The following is a 14144-nucleotide window of genomic DNA, read 5'->3' as shown; positions in this document are numbered from 1 at the left end:
GTCGAGGGCGGGCACCTTTCCGGGTGGCCGCCCTCCGCTGTTTCGCGTGGCCGGACGGGATCCGGAATACATCGGACGGGTCGTAATGGGCCCGCACGTCGGCGTAGCACGGTGTCGGTTGGGCGCTGCCGTGCCGGTGCGTTGACCGGGACCGGATCGGTCAGCATGCTGGTGATCGTCGCGGTGTGGGATCGGCCGAGTGGGGCAGTGTGTGGACATCTTGAGCGAGACGGTGGCGGCGGTGCGAACCGGAATGCCCGCCTCCGGTCTGTTCGTGCGGCATGCACCGTGGGGGAGGCGGTATCCGCTGGTCCCGGGCGCCGGATTCCATATCGTGCTGCAGGGCGAATGCTGGTTGCTGGCACCGGATTCGGAGCCGGTGGTGATGGGGCCTGGTGATGTGCTGTTCATGCCGCGCGGTGCGGCGCATGTGCTAGCGGACAGTCCGCACAGTGCGGTCACCGAGGTGGCCAGGCCCGGGGAGCCACGGGAACTTCCCGGACCGGGGGCGCGCACGACGCTGCTGTGCGGTGCGTACGAGGTCAGCCGCGGCCGCAGCCACCCGCTGCTGGACCAACTGCCCGACTTCCTGCATCTACCCGCCGATCCGGACCGCTCCCCGGCGCTGCGTGCCGCGGTGGATCTGCTCGTCGGCGAGCTCACCGAACCGCGGCCGGGCACCGACGCCGCCGTACCCGCGCTGCTGGATACGCTGCTGCTGTTCGTCCTGCGGTCCTGGTACGAACAGGCCGAAACTTCCGGCTGGGCAGGCGCTTTCGCCGATCCGGCGGTGTCGGCGGCGTTGCGCGCCATGCACGCCGAACCCGCGCGGGCCTGGACCGTGCCCGAGCTGAGTACGGTGGCGGGAGTCTCCCGCGCCACCCTGGCCCGCCGCTTCGCCGCGACCGTGGGCGAAGCGCCGCTGGCGTATCTGACCCGCTGGCGCATGCTCACCGCCGCCCGCCTGCTGCGCGAGACCGACCTGCCGATCGCGGCGATCGCGCACCGGGTGGGCTACGGCTCCGAATTCGCCTTCGCCAAGGCGTTCAAGCGCGAGTACACCCTCGCTCCCGGGCGTTATCGCCGCGCCGAGGAGTTGCCGCCCGTCCTGGCGGTGTGAGGAGGCCGGATGCGACCGGAAAGCCCTGTGCCGCCGGGCCGGAGGTAACGCCGAAATTCAGCTGAACGGGGTCGAGTGTTCCTGCCGGACCCCGTCCACGTACAGCTCGACCTTCTCGTTGTAGAAGCAGACGAGCCCGGCGATCTTCTGACTCTCCGGCAGGGGAGTGCGGTAGTACCAGACCAGATCGGGATAGTCGGTGTCGCCGACGCGGATGTTGTAGTACTCGGCGGTGCCCTTGTAGGGGCAGCTCGTCGTGGTGGCCGAGGGCGTGAGCAGATCCATCCGCACATCGGTCAGCGGCAGGTAGTAGCGCGGAACGAGTCCGGTCTCGTAGAGAATGTGCGGCGAATTCGATTCCGCCACAACCTCTCCGCCGATCTCCACCCGCACCGTGCGGGAACTGGCCAGGATGTCGACGCGCGTATAGGGATTGCGCGGATGGACGTAGATCGGCTCGTCCTCCTCGAACCAGCGATCCATCTGTTCCCAATCCAAGCGGATGTGCTCACGCAACTCCGGGATCGGCGACTCCGGATAGCGAAGGGCCGCAGCGGGTCTGGTGCTCCCGCCGATCATCACGTCGTAGATGTCACCCTCGCCGCGACTCGTGGAATGCTTGGTCGACCCCGTCGCGACCAGTTCGGCGCGAACGTCCTCGACCGGCACATAGTAGGTGGGATAGTAGGGACTCTCCCAGACGAGCAGCGGCCGGATGGTATCCGCGACGACCTGCCCGTCCACGTAGGCCCGAATCCGCCGATGCCCCGCCTCGGTCCGTACCCGCCCCCGATTGGTCTCGGTCATTTCACCACGGTACGCGCGGAAGGTGACAGCACCGGGCAAGTGCGTTTCGATTCGTGGGGACGTGCGCAGCGGTATGCCTGAACTTTTCGTGCAAACCTCGGTGAAAATGCGAGGAAACTGCCGAGAACGGCTAGGTTTGCACGATTTGTTCACCACCGACACGGCGAACGTGGACAGGAAAAAGGCCGGAACCCCCTGCGGATTTCGCGAGGGGATTCCGGCTCACCGCCGTTGCGGTCAGAGAAGGGGTACCGCAGCGGAGGGTGTCGTCGGGGCGAGGGGTGGGTCGCCCGCGACGACGAGTTCGGTCAGTCGTCGCCGACGGTGATCGCTTCGGCTTCGGCGGGGCTGTGTTCGGCCGGGTCGTGGTCGTCCACGTGGGACAGGGCCGACCGGCCGCCGAGCAGCACCAGGACGCCGACCGCGGTACACGCGGCGCCGACCCAGAACGGGAGGGCCATCTGATGTTCGCCGAGCTTGCCGGCCAGATACGGGGCGGCGGCGCCGCCGACGAACCGGACGAAGCTGTAGGCGGCCGAGGCGGTGGAGCGTTCCACCGGGGCGGAGATCATCACGGCCTCGGTGATCAGGGTGTTGTTCACGCCGAGGAACAGGCCCGCCAGTACGGTGCCCACGATCAGCACCGGCTTGTGGTCTGCCCAGATCGCCATGACCGCCAAGTCGGCGGCGAACAGCGCCAGCGCGGTCGCGATCATCGGGACGGTGCCGAACTTGCGCTGCAGTCGCGGCGCGAAGACCACCGATGCCAGCGCCAGCAGCAGACCCCAGCCGAAGAAGATGAACCCGATCGAATAGGTGCCCATGTTCAGCGGGAACGGGGTGTAGGCCAGCAGGGTGAAGAAGCCGTAGTTGTAGAGCAGCGCGGTGATGCTGACCAGCAGCAGTCCGCGATGCCGTAAGGCCTTGAAGGGGGCCGTGATCGAGGTGTGCTGGGCCGGTTTCGGCATCTCCGGCAGCAGCACGACGATCGCGACGAACGCCACCGCCATCAGGACGGCGACGCCGAAGAACGGTGCGCGCCAGCTGAATCCGCCCAGGAATCCGCCGACCAGCGGTCCGGCGGCGATACCGATGCCCAGTGCCGCCTCGTACAGGATGATGGCGCGGGCGACCCCGCCGCTGGCCGCGCCGACGATGGTGGCCAATGCGGTCGCGATGAACAGCGCGTTACCCAGTCCCCATCCGGCGCGGAAGCCGACGATCTGCCCGACCGTGCCCGACGATCCGGCCAGCGCGGCGAAGACGACGATGATGGCCAAGCCGGCGAGCAGCGTCTTCTTGGCGCCGAAACGGCTCGACACCACGCCGGTGATCAGCATCGCGACACCGGTGACCAGCATGTAGCTGGTGAACAGCAGGGTGACCTGAGACGGTGACGCGTGCAGTTGTTCGCCGATCGGTTTCAGGATCGGATCCACCAGGCCGATACCCATGAAGGCGATGACCGAGGCGAAAGCTACTGCCCATACCGATTTGGGCTGCTTGGTCTTCGGAGTGGTCGTCGCCTCGGTCGCGGTCGGTGATGAGAGAGTTGTGCTCATCAACGCTCCTACTTCGAGACTGTGTGTGGTGCAGCCGATTTCAGGGCTTCGAGGAGATCGGTCAGCTCACTTTCGAGGTGGCTGAGCCGGTCGATGCCGAAGTCGGGCAACCGGGCCGCGAGGGCGGTGCCGAACGCGCGACGGGACACGGACAACTGTTCGCGTCCCGCCGGCGTCAGCTCGACGACCACGGCTCTGGAGTCGTCGGGGTCTTTGGTGCGTGCCGCGAGTCCGGCGGCTGTGAGCCGGCCGATCAGCGCCGTTGCCGAGGGCTGGGAGCAACCGTCGATCTCCGCGAATTCGCTGATTCGCAGCGGACCGTGCTCTTCGAGCGTGGACAGTGCCCGCACCATCGCACGTGGGAGCGCTCGGGTTCCCAGCGTGCCGGCCAGTCGAGTGAGCCGCGCGGCGGTGACGGCGATGTCGACCATGAGCACCTCGGCCGGATCCGGGGTGGAGACCGAGCTCCGGGCCGGATCCGAGAGGGTGGGCGACTCGTTCGACTGCACGGCCATTATGTTACATAAGCTAACTATGTATGTACATAGCCTAACTATCTATTTCCTCGTGACGTCGCGCACAGCTCGTTTCAGCAGGTCAGCACCGCTCTTGCTGGCAGCGACAGCCGCAGCCGCGCCCGCCAGCCTCAGGCCACAGCGGTAGCCGGAATCGCAGCCGTAGTCACACCGGCACCGGAGTCCCAGCGGCACCGATATTCGCAGCCACACCTGTTGCCGCAGTCGCAGCCGCACCGGTAGCGGTAGGCGCAGCGGTAGCCCGGTCGCTGCCGGCGTTACCCGTCAGCCGAACGGCAGAGCTGGACGGCCGGGTCCCGAATACGACTCGACCCCGCGACCGTCGGGCGCGGGGTCGGAGTACGCGAGCGCGGCCGCGGGGATGGCCGGTCGGATCAGGCGGGCCGGGCGAGCGGCCGTCCCGGCATCCCGAACAGTTCGGCATCGCCGTGCGCGCGCTTGAAGAACAGATGTGCGTCGTGCTCCCAGGTGATGGCGATACCGCCGTGCATCTGCACGGTCTCCGACACCACCGAACGGAACGCGTGCGAGCAGTGGATACGCGCCGACTCGAGATCGAGCGTCGTCTCGGCGGACACCGGTCGATCCAGATCCGCGATCGCGGCGTACGCGGCCGAGCGGGCCGACTCGACCAGCACGTACATATCGGCCATGCGGTGCTTGAGCGCCTGGAAACTGCCGATCGCGCGGCCGAACTGCACGCGCGACTTGCTGTACTCCACGGTCGTGTCGAGGCACTGATCGGCCGCGCCGACCTGTTCGGCGGCCAGGGCGGTCCAGGCGACCGCGCGCAGGCGAGCCGTGATCGCATCCGCATCCCCGCCCAGCCGGGTGGCCGCCGCGCCGTCGAAGGCGACGGTGCTCAGGCGCCGGGTCGGATCCATGGTCCGGACGACGGTGCGGGTGACTCCCGTTGCGGTGGCGTCGATTTCGTAGAGGCCGTCGGTCGTCACCACCAGCAGGGTGTCGGCGTTGGCGCCGTCGAGGACGTAGTGCGCGGTCCCGGTCAGTGTGCCGCCGTCCGCCCGCACGGCGTATCCCGGCGCCGCGCTTGCGTGTGCCCCTGTGGCCCAGCCTTTTTCGTCCGCCCAGCAGACCGCGAGTGTCCGGGTGCCCTCGGCGACGCCGGGCAGCAATCGTTGCGCCGCGTCGGCATCGCCCGTCGCGAGCAGCGCCTGGACGCCGAGGACCGCCGACCCGAGCATCGGCGGGTTGTGCAGTGTGCGGCCCAGTTCCTCGAGCACCACCAGCGCCGTATCGAGGTCGGCGCCGACGCCGCCGTACTCCTCCGGAATCGCCAGCGCGGCCACACCCACCTGCTCGCACAGCAGTTGCCACAGCCGCTCGTCGTAGCCGAGTTCACTGTCGATCGCCTGCCGCAGTGCGGCCCGGTCGCCGTGGCGGGTGAGGACGGCGCGGACGGTCGCGGCCAATTCCTGCAGTTCCGCGGTATCGGTCATCGCCGTACTCCCGTCTCGTCGTATCGGTCGTTCACGCGCCGGCCGCCACCGGTGTACGCAGCGCCGCGGCGACCCGGGCGCGATGGAAATCGGCGGTGCCCCAGGCGGATCGGAGCGCGGTCACCTTGGTCAGCCACAGCGACAGATCGCATTCGGCCGTGTAGCCGATGGCGCCGTGCACCTGCAGGGCGATCCGTGCCGTCCGGTACGCGGCCTCCGCGCAGGCGAATTTGGCCGCCGAGACGTCGCGGGCGCGATCGGCGGTATCGAAGCTCAGTGCCGCGCGGTACAGCAGCGGTTCGGCCATGTCGAGGCCGATCTTCGCATCGGCCAGATGGTGTTTGATGGCCTGGTAGCGCCCGATCGGCTGCCCGAACTGATGCCGCTGGATCACATAGGCGACGCTGGTGGCCAGCATCGCGTTACCCGCGCCCAGTAGCTGCGCCGCGGCCGCCAGCGCACCGGCGTCGAACGCCGTCTCGGCCGCCGCGAGCACCGAATCACCTTGCGCCACAACCTCGTCCGGGCGCACCGAGTAGAGCCGCCGTGCCGCGTCCACGGATTCGATCCGGTCGCCGCGGCGAGCCGTGCACAGCTTGTCGCCGTCCACGACCAGCACCACGTCGGCGGAATCGGCGTCGAGGGCCGGTGTGCCGGGCGAGAGCGCGATGGTGCCGAGCGCTCCACCCTCGGCGAAGCCGGGCAGCCATCGCCGCGCCGGGCCGGAATCGTCGAGTGCCTGCAACAGCGCCGGAATCACCGCGGCGGTCTCGATCACCGGACCCGGCACCGCGGCCCGGCCGAATTCCCGGCACGCCACCACCAGGTCGATGGTCTCGGCGCCCATCCCGTCGTATTCCTCGGCTACGGCCAGGCCCAACGCGCCGGCGCCGGCCAACTGCCGGATCAGTGCCCGGCCGCCGCTGGCGCCGCCGCCGTTCCAGTTACGGATGACGGCGGGCGTACCCGCGGCGTCGCACATCTTGCGCAGGCTGTCGGCGAAGTCGCGTTGTTCGGGGGAGAGTGCAAATCTCATCGATGGGTCCATTCGGGGGTGCGGCGCGGGGAGGCGGGATGGCACATGGCGGATCTCAACGCGGTAGCCCGAGCAGGCGCTCGGCGACGATATTGCGCTGAATCTCGTTGGTACCGGCGTAGATCGGGCCCGCCAGCGAGAACAGGTAGCCGTCGGTCCAGGCACTGCTGCGTTCGGCGGAGGCACCGAGCAGATCCAGGGCGGTCTCGTGCATCGCGATATCGAGTTCGGACCAGAAGACCTTGTTGATCGACGATTCCGCGCCGAGTTTGCCGCCCTCCGACAACCGGGTCACGGTGCCGAGCGTGTTGAGCCGGTAGGCCTCCGCGCCGATCCACGCGTCGACCACGCGGTTGCGTGCCGCGGTGTCGGCCGGATCGGTGGTCTCGCGCCACAGCTCTATCAAGCGCGCGGCCGTGGCGTTGAATCGGCCGGGGCTGCGCAGCGAGAGGCCGCGCTCGTTGCTGGAGGTGCTCATCGCCACCCGCCAGCCCGCGCCCGGTTCGCCGATCACGTCGCGATCGGGGACGAAGACGTTGTCCAGGAAGATCTCCGCGAAACCGGGCTCGCCGTCGAGCTGCGGGATGGGCCGCACGGTCACACCGTCCGCGGACAGCGGGAACATCACATAGGTGAGGCCCTTGTGCCGCTCGGCCTCCGGATCGCTGCGGAACAGGCCGAAGGCCCAGTCCGCGAACGAGGCTCGCGAACTCCAGGTCTTCTGCCCGTTGAGTACCCAGCCGCCCTCGACCCGCTTCGCGCTGGAGCGAATGCCCGCGAGGTCGCTACCGGCCTCCGGTTCCGACCACGCCTGCGCCCAGATGTCGTCGGCGCGAGCCATTCTCGGCAGGATGCGTTCGAGCTGTTCCGGCGTGCCGTGTTCGAACAGGGTGGGGGCCAGCAGGAAGATGCCGTTCTGGCTCACCCGTCCGGGCGCGCCCGCGGCGTAGTACTCCTCCTCGAACAGCACCCACTCGAGCAGCGAGGCGTCACGCCCGCCGTATTCGCGCTGCCACGACACCACCGAGAGCCGGGCATCGGCGAGGGTGTGCTCCCAGGCGCGATGCGCCTCGAAACCCTCCCGGGTGTCCATCGACGGCAGCGGTTCGGTGGGGACGTTCGCGCGCAGGAATTCCCGTACTTCGAGCTGGAATTGCGCTGCGGCCGAATCGAGTTCGAGATCCATCTACTTGCCGCTCCGTTCTGCGGTCGTTGCGGTCGCCTTCATCGACTTGGCGTTCATACCGGCCAGCGAGTCGGTGCCGACCTCGGCGTTGTGGGCGTGGGCGAAGTGGTGCAGGCCGAAGACCGAATCCATGCCGGCGCGCATGCCCATCAGGTCCTCGCACTGGTTGACGGCCTTCTTGGTCAGCGCCAGGCCGAATTGCGGCATGGTGGCGATCTTCTCGGCCAGTTCGAGGGTGTGCGATTCCAGCTCGGCGCGCGGCACGACCCGGTTCACCATGCCCCATTCGTAGGCCTGCTCGGCGCTGAACCGATCACCGGTGAACAGCACCTCCTTGGCCCGCCGCGGTCCCAGCACCCACGGGTGCGCGAAGTACTCGACGCCCGGAATGCCCATCCGCACAACGGGATCGGAGAAGAACGCGTCGTCGGCGGCGACGATCATGTCGCACACCCAGGCCAGCATCATCGCGCCGGCGATGCAGGCGCCCTGCACCATCGCGATGGTGGGCTTGGGGATCTCGCGCCAGCGCCGGCACATGCCGAGGTAGACCTCGAGCTCCCGGGCGAAGCGCTGATCGCCGCCGGGCCGGTCGACGTGGTCCCACCACAGCGCGGCCTTGTTGTCGTATTCGATGTGATGGTCGCGTCCGGGCGTGCCGATGTCGTGCCCGGCGCTGAAGTGTTTGCCGCTGCCCGCCAGGATGATCACCTTGACCTCGGCATCCTCGACCGCGCGGGTGAAAGCGGCGTCGAGCGCATAGGTCATCACCGAATTCTGGGCGTTGCGGTAGTCCGGCCGGTTCATCGTGACCAGGGCGATCGGACCGCGGCGCTCGTAGGTGACGACCTCACCCTCGTCCGGAATCGGCGCGGGGGTTGCGTCTGTGGTCACGAGATCTCCTCACGTAGTTGCCGCTTGAGCACCTTGCCGGCGGCGCTGTAGGGCAGCCGGTCCCGGAACTCCACGAATCGCGGCACCTTGAAATTGGCCAGAGTCTTCTTCGCGTAGGCGATGACGTCGTCTTCGGACAGGTCGGCCCCCGCCCGGCGCACGATGTAGGCCTTGCCGACCTCGCCCATCCGCTCGTCCGGCACCCCGATCACGGCGGATTCGGCGACGCCGTCGAGCCGGGCCAGGGTCTGTTCGATCTCGGCCGGGTAGACGTTGAAGCCGCCGGAGATGTACATGTCCTTGAGCCGGTCGGTGATCTTGAGATAGCCGCGCTCGTCGAGGATGCCGACGTCGCCGGTGTGCAACCAGCCCTCGGCGTCGATGGTCTTGGCGGTGGCCTCGGGATCGTCGAGGTAGCCGACCATCACATTCGGCCCGCGCAGCAACACCTCACCGTGATCGCCGATGCGCACCTCGAATCCGGCCATGGCCGCACCGGAAGTATTGGCGATGGTCTCCGGATCGTCGTCGGGCAGGCACATGGTGCCGAAGCCGGAGGATTCCGAGAGGCCGTAGGCGGTGACGACCACCTCGAATTCCAGTTCGCTGCGCATTCTTTCGACCAGCACCACCGGTACGGTCGCGGCGCCGGTGACGGCCACGCGCAGGCTGCTCAGATCGAAATCGGCGCGGGCGGGATGTTCCAGGATGGTCTGGTAGATCGTCGGCGGGCCGGTCAATACGGTGATGGCCTGCTCCTGCACCATCCGCATCGTCTGCGGCACATCGAAGGTCGCCTGCGGGACGATGGTCGCGCCGGTGACCAGGCAGGCCAGGATCGCCGCCTTGTAGCCGAAGTTGTGGAAGAACGGCGGAATCACCAGATAGCGATCGGAACTGTTGAGCGTCGACCGCTCCACCCAGGCGCGCACCACATCGAGCGCCTGGCGCTGGGCGACCAGCGTGCCCTTGCTGCGTCCGGTGGTGCCGGAGGTGAACAGGATGTCGGCGATGTCGTCGGGCTCGACCGATTCCGCGCGGGCGATCACCTTCTCCACCGGCGTCTGCGCGGCCAGTTCGGGCAGTTGTGACCAGGCGATGGCGTCGTCGTAGGCCGACTCTCCCTCGGCCGGAATGACGATGACCGTGCCGACCGCCGATCCCGGTGCGGCGGCGCGCAATTCCGCGAGGCGCTGCCGGCCCAGGAACGGATCGGCGATGAACAGCGCCTTCGCGTCCACCCGGGCGATCACATCGGCGGCCTCGTCGGCGACGTAGCGGGTGTTGAGCGGAACCAGCGCGGCGCCGGTGTAGTGCGTGGCCAGCGCGGCCACCACCCAGTGCCAGGTGTTGGGCGCCCAGATCGCGATCCGATCGCCGCGCTGGATTCCGCGCGCGATCAGCGCCCCGGCCGTCTCCCGCACGGCGTCGAGTAGTTGCGCCCAGCTCAGCTGCACCTCGCCGTCGCTCACCGCCGGCGCATCGCCGTGGATGCGCGCGGCTTCGTGCAGGGCGAGAGGGGTGGTCTGCACAGGGGGTGTCACGTCGTCCTCGTCTTCTACACGCTGGTCGACGGGCCGAGCAGCCGGTTTTCCGGCGTGGTGACGGCTCGGTCCGTCGGTCGATTCGCGCTGCAGAGCTCACTGCCCTACAAAGCAAGTGCTTGGTAGGTTACTCTACCGGAGTGAGTGCGATCCAGACCCCCGATTCCGCCGCCGGTGCGGATGCCTCCGGCGCGGCGGCCTCCGGTACGGAAAACGCGGCCGACCAGGAATTCCGCACCGAAGTGCGGGAATGGCTGGCCGAGAATCTGAACGGACAGTTCCGCGAGCTGCGCGGGCTCGGCGGGCCCGGTAGCGAGCACGAAGCCTTCGACGAGCGGCTGGAATGGGACCGCCACCTCGCCGCGGCGGGACTGACCTGCCTGGGCTGGCCGGTCGAGTACGGCGGCCGGGCGGCGACCCTGCGCCAGCAGGTGATCTTCCACGAGGAATACGCGAGCGCGAACGCTCCGGCGCGCGTCTCGCACCTGGGGGAGGAGCTGCTCGGCCCGACCCTGCTCGCCTTCGGCACCGAGGAGCAGAAACAGCGCTTCCTGCCCGGCATCCGCTCGGTCACCGAACTATGGTGTCAGGGATATTCCGAGCCCGGGGCCGGTTCGGACCTGGCGAACGTGTCGACCAGCGCCCGGCTCGACGGTGACGAATGGTCGATCAACGGCCAGAAGATCTGGACCTCGCTGGCGCATCTGTCGGACTGGTGCTTCGTCATCGCCCGCACCGAACCCGGCTCGACCCGCCACCACGGACTGTCCTATCTGCTGGTGCCGATGAAGCAGCCCGGTATCGAGGTGCGCCCGATCATCCAGCTCACCGGGACCGCCGAATTCAACGAGGTGTTCTTCGACAACGCCCGCACCGCCGCCGACCTGGTGGTGGGCGAGCCCGGCGAGGGCTGGCGAGTCGCCATGGGCACCTTGACCTTCGAGCGCGGCATCTCCACCGTCGGCCAGCAGATCCGCTTCGCGCGCGAACTGTCGAATCTGGAGGCGGTGGCGAAAGCCAATGGGGCCCTGGAGGATCCGGCCCTGGCCGAGCGCATCGACCAGGCCTGGGTGGGGTTGCGCGTCCTGCGCGCACACGCCCTGCGGACCCTGGAATCCGCCCATCAGAACGTCGACGCCCGGACCGCCGCGGGCCAGGCCTCGGTCTCGAAGCTGTTGTGGGCCAACTGGCATCGCGGCCTCGGCGAACTGGCGATGGACGTGCTGGGCGCCGAAGGCCTGATCGCCCGGCCTCCGGTCGGCGGCACCGGATCCGCCCTCGATCCGCATCCCGCGGACGACCTGAACCAATGGCAGCGCCTGTATCTGTTCACCCGCGCCGACACGATCTACGGCGGCTCGAACGAGGTGCAGCGCAACATCATCTCCGAACGCGTGCTCGGCCTGCCCCGCGAAGCCCGCTGACAACCATCGGCCGAAGCCGATATTCGGTCGTAAGGAAGGACCTACAGTGCCTGATCTCTCGGTTCCGCCCCAGCCGGTCTCCGGTCACGGGCTACTCGCCGGCCGGGTCGCCGTGATCACCGCCGCCGCCGGTACGGGTATCGGATCGGCCACCGCGCGCCGCATGCTCGACGAGGGCGCCGACGTGGTGGTCTCCGATTGGCACGAACGCCGGCTGAAGCAGACCGAGGAGGAACTGGCCGCGGAATTCCCGCAGCGCAAGGTCGCCTCGGTGGTCTGCGATGTGACCAGCACCGAACAGGTCGACGAACTGATCCGGGCCGCGGCGCAGCGGCTGGGCCGCATCGACATCATGGTCAACAACGCCGGCCTGGGTGGTGAGACACCGGTCGTCGACATGACCGACGAACAGTGGGACCGCGTCCTCGACATCACCCTGAACGGCACCTTCCGCTGCACCCGCGCCGCGCTGAACTACTTCCGCACCGCCGGGCACGGCGGCGTGATCGTCAACAACGCCAGCGTGCTCGGCTGGCGGGCGCAGCACGGCCAGGCCCACTACGCCGCCGCCAAGGCCGGTGTCATGGCATTGACCCGCTGCAGCGCCGTGGAGGCCGCGGAACTCGGCGTGCGGATCAACGCCGTCGCGCCGAGCATCGCCCGCCACCCGTTCCTGGACAAGGTGAGCTCCACCGAACTGCTCGACCGGCTGGCCGCCGGCGAGGCGTTCGGCCGGGCCGCCGAGCCGTGGGAGGTCGCGGCCACCATCGCGATGCTCGCCAGCGACTACACCTCCTACATGACAGGCGAGATCGTCTCCGTGAGCAGCCAGCGCGCTTGAGCTGTGTTTTTGGCCTCCGCTTCGCTCCGGCGGAGTTTCGGCCCCCTGGGCCTCGATTTTTCACTCCTCCGGTCAGTCGCTGCGCTCCCTCCCTCCGTCGCTCCAAAATCGAGGCGGGCCGAAACCCATGCGGGCGCACTGACTCGAGGAGGTCGACCGGGGGGTCCGGTGTGAAATCGGGTAGCGCTGAGCTCCCCTAGCTGTGCGATCCTGAGAACGTCCGGTTCCGACAGTTCGAAGGGACCACGACCCATGGGTCTGGACGGTCGACAGGAAGACGACGACGTACTGGAACTCGAGTTGATCCGCGAGGTGGTGCTCGCGCGGCGGCGGCAGGACGAGATCGTGCTCGCCGCTCTCACCCTCGGCGCCGAACTGCTCGATCACGCCGGTGCGCGCGCGACCGCGAGGCGTGCCGCGCAGATCCTGCGTGAGCACGAGGTGGACGAGGCCGAGGTGACGCGTGATCCGCGTGCCGCTCTGCGCGCGGATATGGCCCGCGATCGGCGCCGGGTGCGGCGCATCGGCACCGGTTGCGGCCCGGGGGAATCCGATCCCGGCGGGGAACGCCGCCGGCAGCAGACCGCCCTGCTGTGCGAGGTGCGCGCCGATCTGCTGGAGGTGGTGCGGCGCTGCCGCCGGTTCCGGTTCGATCGCCTCGCCTTCGCCGACGGCATCGATCGGGGGCTGGCCGCGGCCACCGGCAAATTGGAGGGCGCCGCCGATCGCGACACCTATCTGGCGTGGCGGCGCGGCATCGTGCTCAAACTCAGCGAAATTCCGGAACCGGGCGGCCCACCGCGGGCGATGGCAACCGTGGATGCGGGACCCGGCCGGGGGTCGCTACTCGTGGAATGGGACAGCTGTGAGCGCCGGCTCGCGCTGGTGGCCCGGATGAAACGCGCCGGAATCCCGCCGCCCGAGATCTGCGATCGGTTGCTCGCCGATCTGTCGATGTCCTCGCCGCTGCGTTATTCCATTCGGTGAGCCACCACCATAGACCAAGCAAATGCTTGGTTGTATTATGGCCGAGTGACCGCATCCGAGGCCTCCAAATCCGCACGCCGCAACGAATTGCTCGGCCTGGCCGCCGGCCTGTTCGCCGAGCGCGGCCTGCGTGCGACCACGGTCCGCGATATCGCCGATGCGGCGGGGATTCTATCCGGCAGTCTCTACCACCACTTCGACTCGAAAGAGGCGATGGTGGACGAGATCCTGCGCGGCTTCCTCGACGATCTGTTCGGCCGCTACCGCGAGATCGTCGCCTCCAACCTCTCGCCGCGAGCCACCCTCGAGGCGTTGGTCATCGCGTCCTGTGAATCGTTCGACCGCTGGCATTCGGCGGTCGCGATCTATCAGGCCGAGGCCAAAAGGCTCAGCGACACACCGCGTTTCGACTACATCGCGGAATACAACCGGGAATTCCGGGAGCTGTGGCGCAATGTGCTCACCGAGGGCGTGCGCGACGGCAGCTTCCGTCCCGAACTCGATGTCGAACTCGCCTTCCGCTTCCTGCGCGACACCGTCTGGGTCGCGGTGCGCTGGTATCAGCCCGGCGGACGCATCACCGCGGACACCCTCGCCAAGCAGTATCTGACCATCGTGCTCGATGGACTCACCAACCCCGAGAACCGTTCCGGCGCAGTCCATTCCGGAGCATCGCAGTCCGGCGCCGAATCCGGCACATCCGAATAGGAGCGTTATGTCCACACCGTCCGATCGCCGCCGGTACGC

At 68.4% G+C, this 14144-nt stretch carries 13 protein-coding genes; 5 read left to right on the top strand and 8 right to left on the bottom strand.

Annotated features, from left to right (window positions below; genetic code table 11):
* The first annotated feature begins 211 nt into the window (after nucleotides 1-211).
* On the top strand, nucleotides 212-1120 hold the full coding sequence (locus NK1_RS01525; RefSeq protein ID WP_063006830.1) for an AraC family transcriptional regulator: 909 nt from the start codon (nucleotides 212-214) through the stop codon (nucleotides 1118-1120).
* Between the two features lie 57 nt (nucleotides 1121-1177).
* Here NK1_RS01525 and NK1_RS01520 read toward each other — a convergent pair whose 3' ends face one another.
* The 8 genes from NK1_RS01520 to NK1_RS01485 form a co-directional block, all read right to left on the bottom strand.
* Nucleotides 1178-1927, bottom strand: coding sequence for a DUF427 domain-containing protein (locus tag NK1_RS01520; protein ID WP_063007012.1), 750 nt, complete (start codon nucleotides 1925-1927; stop codon nucleotides 1178-1180).
* 308 nt (nucleotides 1928-2235) lie between these two features.
* A complete protein-coding gene (locus NK1_RS01515) occupies nucleotides 2236-3489 on the bottom strand; it encodes an MFS transporter (protein ID WP_063006829.1) in 1254 nt (417 codons plus the stop codon).
* An 8-nt stretch (nucleotides 3490-3497) separates the two neighbouring features.
* Entirely contained in the window at nucleotides 3498-3998 is a 501-nt protein-coding gene (locus NK1_RS01510; RefSeq protein ID WP_245660301.1) for a MarR family winged helix-turn-helix transcriptional regulator, read from the bottom strand.
* A 401-nt stretch (nucleotides 3999-4399) separates the two neighbouring features.
* Nucleotides 4400-5485, bottom strand: a complete 1086-nt coding sequence (locus NK1_RS01505; RefSeq protein WP_063006828.1) for an acyl-CoA dehydrogenase family protein — start codon at nucleotides 5483-5485, stop codon at nucleotides 4400-4402.
* A 31-nt stretch (nucleotides 5486-5516) separates the two neighbouring features.
* Nucleotides 5517-6521, bottom strand: coding sequence for an acyl-CoA dehydrogenase family protein (locus NK1_RS01500; RefSeq protein ID WP_063006827.1), 1005 nt, complete (start codon nucleotides 6519-6521; stop codon nucleotides 5517-5519).
* Nucleotides 6522-6576: 55 nt separating this feature from the next.
* Nucleotides 6577-7707, bottom strand: a complete 1131-nt coding sequence (locus NK1_RS01495; RefSeq protein WP_063006826.1) for an acyl-CoA dehydrogenase family protein — start codon at nucleotides 7705-7707, stop codon at nucleotides 6577-6579.
* Entirely contained in the window at nucleotides 7708-8514 is an 807-nt protein-coding gene (locus tag NK1_RS01490) for an enoyl-CoA hydratase (RefSeq protein WP_245660318.1), read from the bottom strand.
* 83 nt (nucleotides 8515-8597) lie between these two features.
* Nucleotides 8598-10145, bottom strand: coding sequence for a FadD3 family acyl-CoA ligase (locus NK1_RS01485; protein ID WP_063006825.1), 1548 nt, complete (start codon nucleotides 10143-10145; stop codon nucleotides 8598-8600).
* Between the two features lie 242 nt (nucleotides 10146-10387).
* Between NK1_RS01485 and NK1_RS01480 the strand changes: the two genes are divergently transcribed.
* From NK1_RS01480 to NK1_RS01465, 4 genes are all read left to right on the top strand, one after another.
* A complete protein-coding gene (locus NK1_RS01480) occupies nucleotides 10388-11569 on the top strand; it encodes an acyl-CoA dehydrogenase family protein (RefSeq protein WP_245660316.1) in 1182 nt (393 codons plus the stop codon).
* 46 nt (nucleotides 11570-11615) lie between these two features.
* The gene (locus NK1_RS01475) at nucleotides 11616-12410 is read left to right on the top strand and encodes an SDR family oxidoreductase (protein ID WP_063006824.1); all 795 of its coding nucleotides are present in this window, start codon (nucleotides 11616-11618) and stop codon (nucleotides 12408-12410) included.
* 252 nt (nucleotides 12411-12662) lie between these two features.
* The gene (locus NK1_RS01470) at nucleotides 12663-13397 is read left to right on the top strand and encodes a hypothetical protein (RefSeq protein ID WP_063006823.1); all 735 of its coding nucleotides are present in this window, start codon (nucleotides 12663-12665) and stop codon (nucleotides 13395-13397) included.
* Between the two features lie 45 nt (nucleotides 13398-13442).
* Nucleotides 13443-14105: a TetR/AcrR family transcriptional regulator gene (locus NK1_RS01465; protein ID WP_036497604.1), complete on the top strand. Its 663-nt coding sequence runs from the start codon at nucleotides 13443-13445 to the stop codon at nucleotides 14103-14105.
* The last annotated feature ends 39 nt before the right edge of the window (nucleotides 14106-14144 follow it).

The sequence above is a fragment of the Nocardia kruczakiae NBRC 101016 genome (genome assembly GCF_001612965.1).
Taxonomy (GTDB): domain Bacteria; phylum Actinomycetota; class Actinomycetes; order Mycobacteriales; family Mycobacteriaceae; genus Nocardia; species Nocardia kruczakiae.
Note: the sequence above shows the minus strand (reverse complement) of the source record. Positions and strands in the feature narration are given on the sequence as shown.